The organism is Citrobacter sp. Cb023, assembly GCF_030336805.1.
Classification (GTDB): domain Bacteria; phylum Pseudomonadota; class Gammaproteobacteria; order Enterobacterales; family Enterobacteriaceae; genus Citrobacter; species Citrobacter braakii.
In genome coordinates, this window is sequence record NZ_JAOWCV010000029.1 from 132,912 (window position 1) to 151,078 (window position 18,167).

The following is an 18,167-nucleotide window of genomic DNA, read 5'->3' on the forward strand; positions in this document are numbered from 1 at the left end:
GATGAAAACAATCGCCAGATTTTTACCCGGTGATGCCATCATTCGTCTGCAATGCGTCATTATTGTGGTCGTCGCCCTGGTCTTCTCGGCCCTGCTCGGCAGCCGTTTTTTCAGCGTCGCTAACTTCCAGTCGATTGGCTCGCAACTGCCGATCCTTGGCATGCTGGCCCTCGGGATGGGCATGACCATGCTGACCGGCGGCATAAACCTGTCGATAATTGCAGGTGCGAATGCCTGCTCGCTGGTAATGGCGGCGATTATCGTCACCCATCCGGATAACCCGTTGTTTCTGGTGCTGGCGCTGCTGGCAGGCGCTGCCGTGGCGGTCGCAATCGGTACGCTCAACGGCGCGCTGATTGCCTGGGTCGGGGTTTCGCCGATTCTCGCCACGCTCGGCACGATGACGCTTATCTCCGGGCTGAATATTCTGCTTTCCAATGGGACGGTGATTTCCGGTTTCCCGACCGCCATTCAATATCTTGGTAACGCCACGATTGCCGGTATTCCGGTAGCGCTGCTGCTCTTTTTCCTGGTGGCAATCCTGCTGTGGGTACTGCTGGAGCACACCACGCTTGGGCGCAGTCTGTATCTCGTTGGTTCCAATGAACAGGCTACCCGCTACAGCGGCGTAAATACCGTCCGGGTACAAATTTCCGTGTACGTGATTTCTGCCCTGCTCGGCTGGGTCGCCGCCATTCTGATGATGGCGAAATTCAACTCGGCAAAAGCCGGATACGGTGAGTCCTACCTGCTGGTCACCATCCTTGCCTCCGTCCTCGGCGGCATCAACCCGGATGGCGGTTTCGGGCGCATTATCGGCCTGGTACTGGCGCTGATTGTGCTGCAAATGCTGGAAAGCGGCCTTAACTTGCTGGGGGTCAGCAGCTATCTGACGATGGCCCTGTGGGGCGCGGTGCTGATCCTCTTTATCGCATTACAGAATCGTAAAGCCTGATTTCAGGAGAAAAAATTATGGCAAGTTACTTTATTGGTGTGGATGTCGGAACCGGAAGCGCCCGTGCCGGCGTGTTTGATCTCAACGGCAGAATGGTCGGCCAGGCCAGTCGGGCTATCGAGATTTACCGCCCGCAGGCCGATTTTGTTGAGCAGTCTTCCGATAACATCTGGCAGGCGGTGTGTAACGCGGTTCGCGATGCGATTAATCAGTCGGATATCAACCCAATCCAGGTGAAAGGTCTGGGCTTTGACGCTACCTGCTCACTGGTGGTGCTGGATAAAGAAGGTAAACCGCTGACCATCAGCCCGTCCGGGCGCAGCGAACAGAACATCATTGTGTGGATGGATCACCGCGCCATTACCCAGGCTGAACGCATTAACGCCCTGCATCATCGGGTGCTGGACTACGTTGGCGGGATTATCTCCCCGGAAATGCAAACGCCCAAGCTGCTGTGGCTGAAGCAGCATATGCCCAATACCTGGGCCAATGCGGGTTACTACTTTGATCTGCCCGATTTCCTGACCTGGCGCGCAACAGGCGATGACACACGCTCATTGTGTTCGACAGTGTGTAAATGGACCTATATGGGCCATGAAGACAAATGGGATGCCAGCTATTTCCGCCAGATTGGGCTGGAAGACCTGCTGGAACATGATGCTGCCAAAATTGGTCGCTACGTGAAAACCATGGGCGAACCGCTCGGTCACGGGCTGTCCGCGCGCGCCGCCAGCGAAATGGGACTGATTCCGGGGACCGCGGTCAGCGTCTCGATAATCGATGCCCACGCCGGCACACTCGGTACGCTCGGCGCAAGCGGAGTTTCCGGCGAGGTGGCGGATTTTGACCGTCGTGTCGCACTAATTGGTGGCACCTCCACCGGACACATGGCGATTTCCAAAGAGCCGCGTTTTATCGGCGGCGTCTGGGGCCCTTACTACTCAGCCGTACTGCCGGAATACTGGCTCAATGAAGGCGGGCAGTCAGCAACCGGGGCGTTAATCGACCACGTTATTCAGTCGCACCCGTGTTACGAAACCCTGCTGACGCAGGCTAAGTCTCAGGGGCAAACCATTTATGAAGTGCTGAATGCGCTGCTGCGTAAAATGGCTGGTGAGCCGGAAGATATCGCCTTTTTGACCCGTGACATGCACATCCTGCCCTATTTCCACGGCAACCGCTCGCCGCGCGCTAACCCCACGCTCACGGGAGCAATCACCGGACTGAAGCTGTCCCGCACGCCGGAAGATATGGCGCTCCAGTACCTCGCAACCATCCAGGCCATTGCGCTGGGAACGCGCCATATCATTGAAACGATGAACCAAAGCGGCTACACCATCGATACGATTATGGCCAGCGGCGGCGGGACGAAAAACCCGATCTTCGTTCAGGAGCATGCCAACGCCACCGGTTGCGCCATGCTGCTGCCTGAAGAGAGCGAAGCCATGCTGCTGGGCGGCGCCATGATGGGGACTATCGCCGCAGGCGTGTTCGACACGTTCCCGGAAGCGATGTCGGCGATGAGCCGGATTGGTAAAACGGTCACCCCGCAGACCAATCGCATTAAGCAGTACTACGATCGCAAATATCGGGTATTCCACGAGATGTATCAGGATCATATGAAATACCGCCAACTGATGCAGGAGGACGCATGAGTGACTCCTGGTCTCAGGCCACCGGCGTATTTCAGCTCTATAGCGATGCCCTCGCAGGTCTGGGACAGCATCTGACTGAACCGGTCTGGCAGTCGCTAATGGCGGAGCTGCGCGATTGCCAGGGGAAAATCGTCGTCACTGGCGTCGGTACATCCGGTATTGCGGCGCGTAAAGTCGCGCACATGCTCGCCTGCGTGGAACGTCCGGCGATTTACCTCAACGCGACGGATGCGGCGCATGGCGATCTCGGTTTTTTACGCGCCGATGACCTGGTCATTATGCTATCACGCGGGGGAAATTCGGATGAACTCACCCGACTGCTGCCCGGGCTGGCTGCGAGAAATGTGCCCATCCTGAGCGTGACTGAAAACGCCGACTCAGCCATTGCTAAAGCGTCGAGGCTGGTGATTTCCACCGGCGTCCAGCGTGAGGCCGACCCGTTGAACATGTTGGCCACCACCTCAATTTTACTGGTCCTGGCTATCTTTGACGCCGCCTGCGCCTGTCTGATGAGCGAAAGCGGTTACTCAAAAGAGACGCTATTGTCTGTACATCCTGGCGGTGATGTGGGATTAACGCTGAGCCGCGAGCAGTAACACCAGACCGCGCATTTCCACTCGTCTTCTCAACCCGTCACCCTCAGGCGGGTTTTTTTTATGTCTCAATAGAAGATAAAACAGTGAAAAAGCCAGTTAACGCGCTGCGTTCCACTCCTGCTATCTGTTCCGCACGTTAAAAATTCTGTGACGCTCTCCAGCATTCCTGGTGGAAAGCATTCCATTCTCCAAATCTATGAGCAAACTTTAGCTATTCTTATCAAACATACTTACGGGAGATCCTACAGATGATGTCAACGCTTGCTCCACCATCTGTACTTTCCGCTCCCCAGCGCCGTTGCCAGGTGCTGCTGACGCTTTTCCTGCCAGGGCAAACCGCTACAGCTCAAACCTTCAGTAGCCTCAATGGCGTTGATGATGCCACTGTTGAGGAAGATATTATTGGCGCAGGACTCGAAATCCAGCGCTATCACCGACTCGCGATTACCACCGCGCTGAATGGCGGCTATACGATCGAAGGGACCCCGCTAAATCAGCGCCTGTGTCTGTTGCAGTGGCTGCGCCGCGGTCTGCGGATCTGCCCGACTTTTATCGCCCAGCATTTCACACCCGCATTAAAAATGGCGCTGAAACAACAAGGTATCGCGCGTACGCTGTATGACGACACCAATCTGCATGCGCTCATTAATCTGTGCTCCCGGCGCTTGCAGAAGCCGTTTGAGTACCGTGACATCCAGTTCCTGCGCCTGTATTTACAGTATTGTCTGCTACAGCATCACGCGGGAGTCACCCCGGAATTTAATCCGCTCCAGCAACGCTGGGCGCAATCCTGCGCAGAGTATCCGCTCGCTGAGGAAATTGGCCGCCACTGGCAGCGCCACGTCATGCAGAGTGCGCCGCCGGGCGAATCGCTGTTTATGGCGTTGTTGTTCTCAATGCTCCGTATCCCCGACCCTGTGCGCGATAACCACCAGCAGGATCGTCGCCTGCGTCTTGCTATTGCACGGCTGGTGCTGCGTTTTCGCGAGTATGGCAATGTACGCTTCAGCGATGAGCAAGGACTGAACGATCAGCTGTATATTCACCTTGCCCAGGCGCTTAACCGCAGCGTGTTTGCCATTGGCATAGATAACACGCTGCCGGAGGAGTTCAGCCGACTTTATCCCCGTCTGGTTCGTACTACCCGCGAGGCGATACATGGCTTCGAAGCGGAGTACGATGTGCAGTTTTCAGAAGAAGAGATCGGGCTGGTCGCCGTTATTTTCGGTGCCTGGCTGATGCAGGAGAAGGATTTGCACGAGAAGCAGATTATCCTGCTGACCGGCAACAATGAACAACTTGAAGCGCATATTGAGCAACAGCTGCGCGAACTGACGCTGCTGCCGCTCAACGTAAAACATATGCCGATGCAGGACTTTCAAAAACAGGGTTCGCCGCGCGGAGTCACGCTGATTATTACGCCGTATACCACGCCGCTGCCGCTGTTTTCACCGCCGTTGATTCATGCGGATCTGGCACTTACGCCGCATCAGCAGCAGCAGATCCGCAAAATTCTCGAATCATAACGTTGCAGGCTGCGCCACCACCTTCGGGCGCAGAAAGATTGCCGGTAGCGCCACCAGCGCCATCACCCAGAATACGCCGTTGCCCAGATTCTGGTACAGGTAGCCTGCGAATACGGTCATGATGGCGATGCTACCGCCCATCGCCACCGCAGAATACACCGCCTGCAAACGTATCACTTCGCTGCCCTGGCCCGTCGCGATATAGCGCATTGCCGCCAGGTGGCAGACGGTAAAGGTTCCGCAATGGAGGATTTGCACCACAATCAGCCACGGTAGCTCAGTGCTCCAGCCCATCAACCCCCAACGTGCCACGCCGCAAACGGCGGAAAGCAGCAGCAAATCGCGCGCGCTAAAGCGGCGGAATAGCTTGTGACTGAGCGCAAAAATAATCACTTCCGCCACCACGCCTAATGACCACAAATAGCCCACCGCCGAAGCGGAATATCCGGCAGACTGCCAGTAGATGGCGCTGAACCCGTAATAAGCGGCATGCGCACCTTGCAACAGACTCACACAGGCCAGAAAACGCCAGCTTTGGGTTATCAACGCACGCCAGGCGGGCCATCCCGCGCTCTCCTGCTGACGGTTTTCCCCCGCTGGCTGCACGCTCGGGCGGATCATCATCCCCAATAGCATCGACGCGACGCCAAGCGACAGCAGGACCAGAATCACCCGATAGTCAAACAGGCTCACCAGCTTGCCGGTCAGCGCGGAGCCAATCACAAAGGCAACGGATCCCCACAGTCTTACCCGACCGTAGTCCATGGTTATCTGTTTTTGCCAGGTGTTGGCCAGCGCGTCGGTCAACGGCACCAGCGGCGAGAAAAACAGGTTAAAGCCGACCATCACCACCATCAGCCACGCCACGTTGGTGCCCGCCCAGAAGGCCAGCGCAAACACCAGCGTCAACAGGGCCAGAATACGTAAAGCGGAGATCAGACGAGAGGGATCGCTTACGCGCGGCGCAATCAGCAAACTGCCGAGAAAACGGGCAATCAGCCCCGCGCCCAGCAGTAAACCGATGGTTTCCGGCGTCAGCCCCAGCCCTTCGAGCCAGACGCTCCAGAAAGGCAGAAAAATACCGTAGCTAAAGAAGTAGGTGAAATAACCGAGCGCCAGCCAGCGCGTGGAATGCAAAGCCATGGGTCCTCCCGTTTTAGAAGCCCTAGTCTAATGACACAAGCCGCATTCTGAAGAGTACTACTGTTCACATTTACCAGATAATTGTGACAAACATCACTTTTAACCAACACTGTTGGCTATCCGAATCAACAATCATTTACACCTGTACAATTTTACAGCAGAAGATGTGATGGGATGAGTAAACAGGAATGCAAGAAAGGAAAATATTTAGCTAAAAAACACGCAACTGAATATTAAGGGCTTAATATCATCACGAGTATAATACTTAGCAAAAACATTCGTTATTATAATATTTCACCCCTCACTAATTTAATATTATTTAATACAATGACAGTTAATTCGCTTATTTTTAATAAATATAATCTGAAAACATCACGCCTTAACTTGCTTATGCACGAATATCGAATACCATCGCCCCGCAATTAATTTTAACCTGTATGTTTTCATAAATTTAATTGTCAATAGGTTTATCGGATAAGAGGGAATTTAATGAACAAAATTACAAAATCTATAGCAGTTAGCCTGATAGCGCTTTCTGCGGGAAGCGCATGGGCGACAGATGGTACCATTGAATTTACGGGTGAAATTCTAACCAGCACCTGTGAGTTTTCTAATGGCGATGTCATCAACGTAGAACTGGGTCACTACGCCGCTGCTCAGTTTAAAAGCGTTGGCGACCGTTCCCCGGCGATTCCGGTTGATATTCCGTTAAAAAATTGCCCAACCACCCCGTGGGAACACGTTGATGGTACAACGGACAACTCGTTTCAGGTGTGGCTGGAAACGCGTGCAGGCGGCACCGTGGCCAATCACGACGATCTGGTCGCCGTTAGCAGCCTGTATACCCCTGCAACCGGCGTGGGTATCCGTATCGACAGAGCCAGTGACGGCCAACAAATGTCGCTGAATAAGCTCACCACGCCGAAAGTTAGTTTTACCCCGGAAGCCGATGGCACCACTACCGTAGGTCTGCAAGCCTATTACGTCTCCACCGTTGATTCATCACTGATCACCCCTGGGGAAGCCAACGCCAGCGTGGATGTCACCATAGACTACCGCTAATTCCCGTACGTCGTCTCTTTTCTTCCAGCAAGGACGGAAAGAGACGTTTTCTGACGTCTGGTTAAGGATGACTGTGATGAAAAAACACACTATTCTCGTATTATCGATGCTGCTTGGCGGCTGGGTCAGCCAGTGCCTCGCGGGTGGAATTGTGCTAGAGAGAACTCGCGTCATCTACGATGCCGGGAAAAAAGAGGCCGCCCTGCCGGTGGCTAACCGCAGCGAGAACCTGCCCTATTTATTACAGTCGTGGGTCGATAATGCGCAAGGAACGGCGCGTGGTCCTTTTATTATTACGCCACCGCTATTTCGTCTGGATTCGGGTAGCGATTCATCACTACGAATAATTAAATCATCTGAAAACATCATTAATAACAAAGAATCACTTTTCTTTATTAACGTCCGCGCGATCCCGGCAAAAAGCCAGTCTGCCGATAGCGATAATAATATGCTGACCCTGGTATTTAAAACGCGTATCAAACTGTTCTATCGGCCAGCCAATTTAACGGGTAAACCTTACGATGCCTATAAATCTCTCGAATATAAATATAGCAATAATAAGTTAGACATCTATAACCCATCAGCTTATCACGTCGTCTTTGCCGGTATTGCGCTCGGGAAAACCGATCTCACCAGTAAAATCGACTATATCGCTCCCGGCGAGCATAAACAGATCGAGGTTCCCGCTTCTGCAGGGAAAACGGTGCAGTGGGCAGCCATTAACGACTACGGCGGGGCCACCAAAACGGAAACCCGAACGCTGCAATAGCCGTACCCCACGTTGACCACACGATAATAGCTCTCAAGGAATGACAAGCGAAATGGTGCAATTAACACCGCATTTATTAACCACGAAACGGCTCTCTTTCTGGATACATTGCGCGATTGTCAGCGGATGCCTGAGCGCATGCCAGGCCTGGGCCAGCGATCTCTATTTTGACCCGGCGCTGCTGGAAACGGAGAAAAGTGGCCAGCGGGCAGTGGATCTCAACGTATTTTCTCAGAATAACGCCCAGCTCCCTGGTGAATATATTGTTGATATTTATATTAATAAAAAGAAAACGCTACAACGTACGCTGCCGTTCATCGCCGGTAAAGACCACCAGCTGATTCCTCAGTTCACCCTTGGGCAGCTACGTGAGTTGGGCTTTAAGATCGACAACTATCCGCAGCTTGCGGAGCAGGACAACCGTACGATAATTGCCGATCTGGCGCAGGCCATCCCCGGCAGCGTCTCTCAGTTCGACTTCAACCACAGCCGGCTGAATCTCAGCGTGCCGCAGATTGCATTGTACCGCGACGCCCGCGGCTATATTGACCCCTCCCGCTGGGACGACGGTATGCCGGTGCTGTTTACCAACTACGCCTTTAGCGGCTCGCAGAACCAATACGACAGCGATAACACCCAGCGCCAGTATCTGAATATGCAAAACGGCGCCAATATCGGCCCCTGGCGGCTGCGCAATTATTCCACCTGGACGCACAACGATAACGACACACGCTGGGAGAGCATTAATAGCTGGTTGCAGCGGGATATCAAAAGTCTGAAATCGCAGCTGGTGATGGGCGAGAGCGCAACGGAAGGCACAGTATTCACCAGCTATCAGTTTACCGGCGTGCGGCTGTACTCCGATGAAACCATGCTGCCCAACAGTCAACGCGGCTTTGCGCCGACCATTCGCGGTATCGCCAACTCCAGCGCTATCGTCACGGTACGGCAAAACGGCTACACCCTGTATCAAAGCAATGTCCCGGCCGGCGCTTTTGAAATCAACGATCTCTACCCCTCTTCCTTCAGCGGCGATTTAGACGTCACTATCGAAGAGGCCGACGGTAGCGTGCGGCACTTCGTCCAGCCCTTCTCCGCGCTACCGCAGATGCAGAGGCCGGGATATCTCAAATACAGCGCCACCGCCGGGCGCTTTCGCGCCGCCAGCTCGCAGGACAGCAACGAACCGGAGTTCCTTGAAAGCACCGCCAGCTATGGCCTGAACAACGTGTTGACCCTGTACGGTGGCCTGAATGCCTCGCAGGACTATCGGGCGCTGGCGCTGGGTCTCGGCTCTACGCTCGGCGAACTTGGGGCGGTATCGATGGATGTCAGCCGTGCGGATACCCAGCTTGATAACGATGAAAACTATCACGGCTACAGCTGGCGTACCCAGTACATCAAAGATCTACCGGAAAGCGGCACCAGCGTGTCACTAAGCTACTATCGCTACACCAGCAGCGGTTATTTCAACTTCTCCGACGCCAACCAGAAGGACATCAGCGCCGACGACCGCCTGCGCAACGAAGCTCAGTTCACCGTCAGCCAGTCGCTGTTTTCTGGTATCAGCTTCTACGCCTCCGGCTCGCAGCAGAAGTACTGGGATCGCGGGGGGCAGGATAAAAACCTGTCCATTGGTCTGAACGGCAATCTATGGGGCGTGAGCTATAACCTCAGCGGCCAGTTCACCGATTCGCAGGACAGCGACAACGATCGCACGCTGTCGCTCAGCCTGAGCGTACCGCTGGATCGCTGGCTGTCGCATGCGCGGGCAACCTGGCGCACCACCGATCAACGCGATCGCGCCACACAGCACGAAGTGGGTATCAACGGCTCGCTGCTGGAAGACCGTCGACTGAGCTATAGCCTCAAACAGCGGCAAAGCGAAGGCGGCGGCGGTGATAGCAGCAGCCTGTACGGCAGCTATCGCTCTGCCTATGGCACCATGAATGCGGGCTACGACTACAGCAGCGATAGCCAGCAGATGAGCTACGGCCTCTCCGGCGGTATTGTCGCCCATCCCCACGGCGTGACGCTGTCGCAGCCGCTGGGTAATGCCTTTGCGCTGATTGACGCCAACGGCGCGGCAGGTATCCGGGTGAAAAACTATCCGGGCATCGCCACCGACTATTTTGGCTATGCCATTATCCCCTATCTGACCGCGTATCAGGAAAACGCCATCTCTCTCGATACCACTATGATGCCGGATAATGTCGATGTGACCGAAACCGTGCGTACCGTGGTGCCTAATCGCGGTGCCGCTGTAACGGCGCACTTTATTGCCCAGACCGGCTACCGCGTGCTGTTGAAACTCACCGATGCGCGAGGGAATGCGCTGCCCTTCGGCGCAGTAGCCAGCAGCCAGACGCAGCAAAGCATCGTCGATGAAGGCGGCGTGCTGTATATCACCGGCGTGAACAATCAGCCGCAGAGGTGGTCCGTGCGCTGGGGCAATCAGCCTGATCAACAGTGCCAGTTTACCTTCAGCCTGCAGGAAGATGCCGCTCGCAGCGCCGCAATACATAATGGGAACGCACTATGTCAATAAAGAATTCGTGGATGAAAAATGGGATTGCCGCCGCGCTGCTGGCGCTATCTATCGCCCCGGTCTACGCGGCGAACGGGTCCTGCGTCGCATCAGGTCCATCAGGTCGCTTTAACGCCGATGTCTCCAGCGACTGGACACAAGCCCAGAACGTCGCCGGAACCTCGCTGGAGCTGCCGACGCCACTCACGGGCGGTGCTTATCAAATTGATTGCGGCTGTGGCGCGGGTAGCAGAGTGGCGCTGTTCTATACGGTCACCAGCGCGCTATCCGGAAACGGTCAACTCAGCGGCTTTTACCATCTGAATGATAATCTGGATATTAAAACCGAAGTTGACGATATTCCCGGCGCCACAGCCGTCTTACCGACAAACCGTGACCCATTGAGAGAAAGCGGCTCGTATGGGATAAGCAGCGAAAAAGGCAGCGTATGTATCGACGATCCGGCGGAGACTCGCGCCGCGCCGGTGACGATTGGCGCACGTACCCGTTTTACGCTGTACGTCACCAAACCCTTCTTAGGTGAACTGGTGATTCCAGATACCCAAATCGCCTCCGTACGGGCCGGATGGAGCACGACGACCACCTCTCCGTCAATGAACAACCTGGGAGATATCGCCGAGCTGCACATCCAGGGGAGCATTACCGTGCCTCAGGACTGTAAAATCAACCAGGGCGACGTCATTCAGGTCGATCTCGGTTATATCAACACCAGCCGTTTCACTACCCGTAATGAGATGCCGGACGGCTATACACCAGTCAATTTTGATATTGTCTACAACTGTGGCGATACATCAAGCATCAACAATGATCTGGAAATGAGGATTGATGGCGATGATGTGCTTGATCAGTACACGTTAGTCGCCCGCCGCCGGGAGGCCGATAATATCCCGGACATCGGCGTGAGAATGGCTCGTATCGGCGACACCCACATCAATATCCCGTTCACAAATGGGTTGATCGCTATCGATGATATCGGCGAGGGGCACATCAGTCTGGAGGCATGGCCGATCAATCTCCTCGGTGGAACGCCAGCCCCAGGTAAATTTAGCGGTACAGCCACGATTACCGTTCTCGTGAAATAGCGCTTTACTCTATCCTCTGGCGTTGTGCCAGTTCGATGAATTGCTGCAGGGCGGGCTTTAGCTCGCCCTTCTTCCATGCCATCAACAATGCCAGCGTTGGCGCTTCACCGACGATTGGCCGAAAAACCACCTGCCCGGTATTAAAATTATTCATATAACCGGGTATCAAAGTCACCCCCAGCCCCATGCCGACCAGATTCATGGTCACCAGAATATTGGTCGCTACCTGCACAATATTGGGCTGGCTTTCCTGCTGCTGAAACCAGTTTTTGACAATCATCGCTAGCGCCCCGGAATAAGCGGGATCGGTACTGACAAAATTTACGCCATGCAGCTGTTCTGCGGAGATCGCTTGCTCATTGGCTAACGGATGATTCACCGGTAACACCACGACCAGCGGCTCATGAATCAGCTCCAGATAATCCAGCTCCGGGCTGTACACCGGGTGACGCATTAAGCCCACGTCCAGTTCTCCGTTGAGGATCCTTTCTTCCTGTTCGGTGGTTATCAGGCTTACCAGTTCAATGTGCGTATCCGGTTGTTTTAAACGAAATAAGGGCAGCACTTTCGGGAGCAAATTCACCTCAGCGGAAGGGACAAAACCAATAGCGAAATGATTATCTTCCTGCCCCGTTTTACGGGCGCGAACTTTGGCATTTTCCGCCTGCTCAAGGATCGCCAGCGCGTCCTGTAAAAAGCACTCCCCCGCCGCCGTCAGCGCAACTTTTCGCTTGTCCCGCACCAGTAACGGAACGCCCACGCAGGTTTCCAGATCGCGGATCTGGCTGCTTAACGACGGCTGAGAGGTATGCAGCTTTTCTGCCGCCCGGGTGAAATTCAGCGCCTGCGCCACCGCCACAAAATAGCGTAAGTGCCTCAGTTCCATGCGCTTCTCCTTGTTATCGAAAAAATGTCTCAACTGGTAGAAATTTACTATTTCACAGATTGATAACTAACCAGCAACATCCTTATGGCACAAAAATAGAAGGTCAATACATCTTATCTTTCAGGATTAAAAAATATGACCACACCCTCAAATTTAGACATCTACCAACTGATCGACACGCAAAACGGTCGTGTAACCCCACGGATTTATACTGACCCAGAAATTTACCAACTGGAGCTGGAGCGCATCTTCGGGCGCTGCTGGCTATTTCTCGCCCACGAAAGCCAAATCCCCAAAGCCGGTGATTTTTTTAACACCTACATGGGCGAGGATGCGGTCGTGGTGGTTCGCCAGAAAGACGGCAGCATCAAAGCGTTTCTCAACCAGTGCCGCCACCGGGCGATGCGCGTCAGCTACGCCGACTGCGGGAACACTCGCGCCTTTACCTGCCCGTATCACGGCTGGTCGTACGGTATCAATGGCGAGCTGATCGACGTTCCGCTGGAGCCTCGCGCTTACCCGCAAGGGTTATGCAAATCGCACTGGGGACTGAACGAAGTTCCTGGCGTAGAGAGCTATAAAGGGCTGATTTTCGGCAACTGGGACACCACCGCGCCCACGCTACGCGATTATCTCGGCGACATCGCGTGGTATCTCGACGGTGTGCTTGACCGCCGCGAAGGCGGCACAGAAATCGTCGGCGGCGTACAGAAGTGGACCATCGACTGTAACTGGAAATTCCCCGCCGAACAGTTTGCCAGCGATCAGTATCACGCATTGTTCAGCCATGCCTCCGCTGTGCAGGTGTTGGGGGCAAAAGACGACGGTAGCGATAAACGCCTCGGTGACGGACAAACCGCTCGCCCGGTGTGGGAAACCGCCAAAGATGCACTACAGTTCGGCCAGGACGGGCACGGCAGCGGCTTCTTCTTTACCGAAAAGCCGGATGCCAACGTGTGGGTCGACGGCGAAGTCTCCAGCTACTACCGCGACACCTACGCAGAAGCTGAACAGCGTCTGGGTAAGGTTCGTGCTCTGCGTCTGGCCGGTCACAACAACATTTTTCCAACGCTTTCCTGGCTCAATGGTACCGCTACGTTGCGCGTCTGGCATCCGCGCGGTCCTGATCAGGTTGAAGTGTGGGCGTTCTGTATTACCGATAAAGCCGCCTCTGATGAAGTGAAAGCCGCATTTGAAAACAGCGCTACGCGCGCTTTTGGCCCCGCCGGATTCCTTGAGCAGGACGACTCGGAAAACTGGTGTGAAATTCAAAAACTGTTGAAGGGCCATCGGGCGCGTAATAGCAAACTGTGCCTGGAAATGGGGTTAGGTCAGGAGAAACGTCGTGAAGACGGCATTCCGGGGATCACCAACTACATCTTCTCAGAAACCGCCGCCCGCGGCATGTATCAGCGCTGGGCTGATTTACTCAGCAGCGAAAGCTGGCAGGAAGTGCAGGAAAAAACCGCCGCTTACCAGCAGGAGGTGATGAAATGAGTGCTTTAGTTTCCCTGGAACTGCATCACCGCATTACGCAGTTTCTCTACCATGAAGCCAGCCTGCTGGATGACTGGCAGTTTCGAGACTGGCTGGCACAGCTGGATGACGACATTCGCTATACCATGCGCACAACGGTCAATGCCCAGACGCGCGACCGTCGCAAAGGCGTGCAGCCGCCAACCACCTGGATTTTTAACGACAACAAAGATCAGCTTGAACGCCGTATTGCGCGACTGGAAACCGGAATGGCCTGGGCAGAGGAGCCGCCGTCGCGTACCCGGCACCTGATCAGCAACTGCCAGGTCAGTGAAACCGAAGTGCCGGATGTATTCGCCGTGCGTCTTAACTATCTGCTGTATCGCGCGCAAAAAGAGCGCGATGAAACCTTTTACGTCGGCATGCGCATGGACAAAGTGCGCCGTTTACCGGGCGATGAGTGGCGCTTACTGGAGCGTGAGATCGTGCTGGATCAAGCGGTGATCACCTCCCATAACCTGAGTGTATTGTTCTGATGAGTCGTATTTATGCCTGCCCCGTAGGGGATTTGCCGGAGGGTGAAGCGCTCCGGCTCGACACCTCGCCCGTCATCGCGCTGTTCAACGTTGGCGGCGAGTTTTATGCCATTAACGATCGCTGTAGCCACGGTAATGCCTCGATGTCGGAAGGTTATCTGGAAGACGATGCGACGGTGGAATGCCCGCTACATGCCGCCAGTTTCTGCCTGAAAACCGGTAAGGCGTTGTGTTTACCTGCCACCGATCCGCTGACCACCTACGCGGTGTACGTGGAAGGTAGTGATGTGTTCGTTGATATTCCAGAGGACGCGAGATGAGCGATTTACGCGATAACGTGGTCTTTATCACCGGCGGCGGCTCCGGTCTTGGCCTGGCGCTGGTCGAGCGTTTCATTGAGGAAGGCGCGCGGGTCGCCACGCTGGAACTTTCGCCAGCCAAAGTCGCCAGCCTGCGCCAACGTTTTGGCGAACATGTGCTGGCAGTAGAAGGCAACGTCACCTGCTACGCCGACTATCAGCGCGCGGTGGATCAAATTCTGGCGCGCTACGGCACCCTGGACTGTTTGATCGGCAACGCCGGGATATGGGATCACAACGCCTCGCTGGTCAATACGCCAGCGGACGCGCTGGAGAGCGGCTTTCATGAGCTGTTTAACGTCAACGTGTTGGGCTATCTGCTGGGCGCAAAAGCCTGCGCCCCTGCGCTTATCGCCAGCGAAGGCAACATCATCTTTACCCTTTCCAACGCGGCGTGGTATCCCGGCGGCGGCGGTCCGTTGTATACCGCCTCTAAACATGCCGCCACCGGGTTGATTCGCCAGTTAGCCTACGAGCTGGCGCCAAAGGTGCGCGTCAACGGCGTCGGTCCGTGCGGCATGGCGACCGATCTGCGCGGCCCACAGGCGCTGGGTCAGGGCGATACGTCGATTATGCAGTCGCTGACGCCGGAAAAAATCGCCGCCATTTTGCCGTTGCAGTTTTTTCCTGAGCCAGCGGATTTTACCGGCCCGTATGTGATGCTGGCGTCAAAGCGCAACAATCGCACATTGAGTGGCGTGATGATCAATGCCGATGCCGGTTTGGGCATTCGCGGTATTCGTCACGTTGCCGCCGGACTGGATCTCTGAGGAGGCGTTATGAGCCATAAAATTATCGCTATCGTCGGCGGTGGTCAGGCTGCGGCAATGGCCGCCGTCGCACTGCGTCAGCAAGGATTTAACGGCGAATTGCATCTGTTTTCCGATGAGCCGTATCTGCCCTATGAACGCCCTCCGCTCTCCAAAGCGATGCTGCTGGACGAAAATCCACAGCGACAGCCGATCCTGAACGCTGACTGGTGGCGGGAGAACAACGTACAGCTGCATCTTGGCGTCACGCTGCGTCAGATTGACCGCACCTCGCGCACGCTGATACTCGCCGATGGTCAGTCTTACCGCTGGTCGCAGTTGCTGTTGGCGACCGGGGCCGCCGCCAGACCGCTGCCGCTACTGGATAAACTGGGCGAACGTTGCTTTACCCTGCGTCACGCCACAGATGCCGAGCGTCTGCGCGGTACCTTGCTGCCGGGCAAGTCGATTGTGATTGTCGGTGCGGGCACCATTGGCCTGGAATTAGCGGCCAGCGCAATCCTACGCGGCTGTCGGGTGACGTTAGTGGAGCTGGCCTCAACGGTAATGGGTCGCAACGCCCCTGCTCCGGTGCGCGACTATCTGCTAAACCGCCACCGACAGGCAGGGGTGCGGGTGCTGCTCAACAGCGCCATTGAGCACGCTGAAGCGGGAGAGTTTCTCTCGCTTACCCTGCAAAACGGCGAGACGCTACAGGCCGATGCGCTGGTTTATGGCATCGGCATCGTGGCGAATGATGCGTTGGCTCGCGAAGCGGGGCTGGAGACGGCTAACGGTATTATCGTTGACTCCGCCTGCATCACCTCCGATCCCGCGATTTTTGCCGCCGGTGATGTGGCGATAACGCGCCAGCCCGACGGTTCGTTAGAACGAGTAGAAAGCTGGGAAAATGCCAATAACCAGGCACAGATTGCCGCTGCCGCAATGCTTAATCTGCCGTTGCCGGAGAAGACGCCAGGCTGGTTCTGGACTGACCAATTTAATGACAATCTGCAATTTGTTGGCGATATGCAAGGGCAAACATGGTTATGTCGTGGCAATCCGGATGACGGCAAGGCTATCTGGTTCCAACTGCATGATGGGAAGCTAATTGGCGCAGTAGCGCTCAACAACGGACGCGAAGTGCGCGCACTGCGTAAGTTAATTCATTCAGGACGAGTAGTAAGCGAGGAAGCGCTGTGCGATGAAGGCGTAGCGCTGAAGTCGTTGTGATAGCAGCCTGATAAGCGCAGCGCTATCAGGCATTAAAAAAGGCCGCATCAGCGGCCTTTCGTTTTGCGTTAAGCAGAATTACGCGTAAACCGGGAAGCGTGCGCAGATATCCAGAACTTTACCTTTGACGCGCTCGATAACGGCTTCGTCATTGATGTTGTCCAGAACGTCACACATCCAGCCAGCCAGCTCTTTCACTTCCGCTTCTTTAAAGCCACGGCGAGTTACAGCCGGAGAACCGATACGGATACCGGAAGTCACAAACGGGCTCTTCGGATCGTTCGGCACGCTGTTTTTGTTAACAGTGATGTTAGCGCGGCCCAGTGCGGCGTCAGCTTCTTTACCGGTCAGGGTTTTATCAACCAGATCCAGCAGGAACAGGTGGTTTTCAGTACCGCCAGAAACCACTTTGTAGCCACGGTTCAGGAACACTTCTACCATCGCTTTAGCGTTTTTAGCAACCTGCTGCTGGTAAACCTTAAACTCAGGCTCCATCGCTTCTTTCAGCGCCACGGCTTTCGCCGCGATCACGTGCATCAGCGGGCCGCCCTGCGCGCTTGGGAACACCGCGGAGTTCAGCTTTTTGTACAGCTCTTCGTCACCGCCTTTCGCCAGGATCAGGCCGCCGCGCGGACCTGCCAGGGTTTTGTGGGTGGTGGTGGTCACTACGTGTGCGTGTGGAACCGGGTTCGGGTAAACGCCTGCGGCGATCAGGCCCGCAACGTGCGCCATGTCAACGAACAGGTATGCGCCAATGCTGTCGGCGATTTCACGCATTTTTGCCCAGTCAACAACGCCGGAGTAAGCAGAGAAGCCGCCGATGATCATCTTCGGCTTGTGCTCTTTGGCCTGCTTAGCCATATCTTCGTAGTCAATTTTACCGGACTCATCAATACCGTAAGGGATGATGTTGTACAGCTTGCCAGAGAAGTTAACCGGGGAACCGTGAGTCAGGTGGCCGCCTTGCGCCAGGTTCATACCCAGAACGGTATCACCCGGTTGCAGCAGAGCGGTGTAAACAGCGAAGTTAGCCTGGGAGCCGGAGTGCGGCTGTACGTTAGCGTAGTCAGCGCCAAACAGCTCTTTTGCACGATCGATAGCCAATTGCTCAACGATATCAACGTACTCACAACCGCCGTAGTAGCGCTTGCCCGGATAACCTTCAGCGTATTTGTTGGTCAGCTGAGAACCCTGCGCCTGCATAACACGCGGGCTGGTGTAGTTTTCGGAGGCGATCAGTTCGATGTGCTCTTCCTGACGTACTTTTTCCTGCTCCATAGCCTGCCACAGTTCGGCATCATAATCGGCAATGTTCATTTCACGCTTTAACATCCGCATCTCCTGACTCAGCTAACAATAGAATTTCGGCCTAAAAAGGCAGTCCCGTTGGACGACGGCGAACAGTATAACCGAATCATTCTTCGATAACAGGTCTTGACAAAGGATTTTACGCAAACGATTACCTTCACGGCACGCAAGGCTTTGGAGAACAAAGGTCTGCTGAATTTCAACGGATTTCTTTTCAGGTTTGTGATGCATATTTTTCACGATGTAACCTTTACAACGCAAAGTGACAAAGAACCATTTACAAT

At 54.9% G+C, this 18,167-nt stretch carries 16 protein-coding genes; 13 read left to right on the forward strand and 3 right to left on the reverse strand.

Annotation, left to right across the window (positions count from 1 at the left end; all coding sequences use genetic code 11):
* The first annotated feature begins 1 nt into the window (after window position 1).
* The 4 genes from OGW44_RS05485 to csiE all read left to right on the forward strand — a co-directional run bounded on the left by OGW44_RS05485 (window position 2) and on the right by csiE (window position 4,732).
* Window positions 2–955, forward strand: coding sequence for an ABC transporter permease (locus OGW44_RS05485; RefSeq protein ID WP_003037658.1), 954 nt, complete (start codon window positions 2–4; stop codon window positions 953–955).
* Window positions 956–972: 17 nt separating this feature from the next.
* Window positions 973–2,610 (forward strand): FGGY-family carbohydrate kinase, encoded by a 1,638-nt coding sequence (locus OGW44_RS05490; RefSeq protein WP_003847100.1) that lies wholly within the window; start codon window positions 973–975, stop codon window positions 2,608–2,610.
* Complete coding sequence (locus OGW44_RS05495; protein WP_049270017.1) at window positions 2,607–3,206, forward strand: KpsF/GutQ family sugar-phosphate isomerase; 600 nt, start codon at window positions 2,607–2,609, stop codon at window positions 3,204–3,206. The genes OGW44_RS05490 and OGW44_RS05495 overlap by 4 nt, the downstream gene beginning before the upstream one ends.
* Window positions 3,207–3,454: 248 nt before the next feature.
* Window positions 3,455–4,732 carry a stationary phase inducible protein CsiE gene (csiE, locus tag OGW44_RS05500; RefSeq protein WP_103928466.1) on the forward strand — a complete coding sequence of 426 codons (1,278 nt, stop codon included), beginning with the start codon at window positions 3,455–3,457 and terminating at the stop codon, window positions 4,730–4,732.
* Here csiE and OGW44_RS05505 read toward each other — a convergent pair.
* Complete coding sequence (locus OGW44_RS05505; protein ID WP_185654965.1) at window positions 4,727–5,875, reverse strand: 3-phenylpropionate MFS transporter; 1,149 nt, start codon at window positions 5,873–5,875, stop codon at window positions 4,727–4,729. The genes csiE and OGW44_RS05505 overlap by 6 nt on opposite strands.
* A gap of 489 nt (window positions 5,876–6,364) precedes the next feature.
* On the opposite strand from OGW44_RS05505, the gene OGW44_RS05510 reads away from it, so the two are divergent.
* From OGW44_RS05510 to OGW44_RS05525, 4 genes are all read left to right on the forward strand, one after another.
* The gene (locus tag OGW44_RS05510; protein ID WP_185654964.1) at window positions 6,365–6,937 is read left to right on the forward strand and encodes a fimbrial protein; all 573 of its coding nucleotides are present in this window, start codon (window positions 6,365–6,367) and stop codon (window positions 6,935–6,937) included.
* A 76-nt stretch (window positions 6,938–7,013) separates the two neighbouring features.
* A complete protein-coding gene (locus OGW44_RS05515; RefSeq protein ID WP_016154019.1) occupies window positions 7,014–7,706 on the forward strand; it encodes a fimbrial biogenesis chaperone in 693 nt (230 codons plus the stop codon).
* A 52-nt stretch (window positions 7,707–7,758) separates the two neighbouring features.
* On the forward strand, window positions 7,759–10,254 hold the full coding sequence (locus OGW44_RS05520; protein ID WP_185654963.1) for a fimbria/pilus outer membrane usher protein: 2,496 nt from the start codon (window positions 7,759–7,761) through the stop codon (window positions 10,252–10,254).
* The gene (locus OGW44_RS05525) at window positions 10,245–11,336 is read left to right on the forward strand and encodes a fimbrial protein (RefSeq protein WP_137366967.1); all 1,092 of its coding nucleotides are present in this window, start codon (window positions 10,245–10,247) and stop codon (window positions 11,334–11,336) included. Before OGW44_RS05520 ends, OGW44_RS05525 begins: the two co-directional genes overlap by 10 nt.
* A gap of 4 nt (window positions 11,337–11,340) precedes the next feature.
* On the opposite strand, the gene hcaR is transcribed toward OGW44_RS05525, so the two are convergent.
* Window positions 11,341–12,222: a DNA-binding transcriptional regulator HcaR gene (hcaR, locus tag OGW44_RS05530; protein ID WP_019077393.1), complete on the reverse strand. Its 882-nt coding sequence runs from the start codon at window positions 12,220–12,222 to the stop codon at window positions 11,341–11,343.
* Window positions 12,223–12,357: 135 nt separating this feature from the next.
* On the opposite strand from hcaR, the gene hcaE reads away from it, so the two are divergent.
* Genes hcaE through hcaD form a run of 5 tightly spaced genes read left to right on the forward strand, consistent with a single transcriptional unit; the run spans window position 12,358 to window position 16,575 of the window.
* Window positions 12,358–13,719, forward strand: coding sequence for a 3-phenylpropionate/cinnamic acid dioxygenase subunit alpha (gene hcaE, locus OGW44_RS05535; protein ID WP_047358252.1), 1,362 nt, complete (start codon window positions 12,358–12,360; stop codon window positions 13,717–13,719).
* Entirely contained in the window at window positions 13,716–14,234 is a 519-nt protein-coding gene (gene hcaF / locus OGW44_RS05540) for a 3-phenylpropionate/cinnamic acid dioxygenase subunit beta (RefSeq protein WP_016154024.1), read from the forward strand. The genes hcaE and hcaF overlap by 4 nt, the downstream gene beginning before the upstream one ends.
* Complete coding sequence (gene hcaC / locus OGW44_RS05545) at window positions 14,234–14,554, forward strand: 3-phenylpropionate/cinnamic acid dioxygenase ferredoxin subunit (RefSeq protein ID WP_016154025.1); 321 nt, start codon at window positions 14,234–14,236, stop codon at window positions 14,552–14,554. Before hcaF ends, hcaC begins: the two co-directional genes overlap by 1 nt.
* On the forward strand, window positions 14,551–15,363 hold the full coding sequence (gene hcaB / locus OGW44_RS05550) for a 3-phenylpropionate-dihydrodiol/cinnamic acid-dihydrodiol dehydrogenase (protein ID WP_019077395.1): 813 nt from the start codon (window positions 14,551–14,553) through the stop codon (window positions 15,361–15,363). Before hcaC ends, hcaB begins: the two co-directional genes overlap by 4 nt.
* Window positions 15,364–15,372: 9 nt before the next feature.
* Window positions 15,373–16,575, forward strand: a complete 1,203-nt coding sequence (gene hcaD, locus OGW44_RS05555; RefSeq protein WP_185654962.1) for a phenylpropionate dioxygenase ferredoxin reductase subunit — start codon at window positions 15,373–15,375, stop codon at window positions 16,573–16,575.
* A 78-nt stretch (window positions 16,576–16,653) separates the two neighbouring features.
* Here hcaD and glyA read toward each other — a convergent pair whose 3' ends face one another.
* Window positions 16,654–17,907: a serine hydroxymethyltransferase gene (gene glyA, locus OGW44_RS05560; protein ID WP_016157160.1), complete on the reverse strand. Its 1,254-nt coding sequence runs from the start codon at window positions 17,905–17,907 to the stop codon at window positions 16,654–16,656.
* Window positions 17,908–18,167 lie beyond the last annotated feature (260 nt).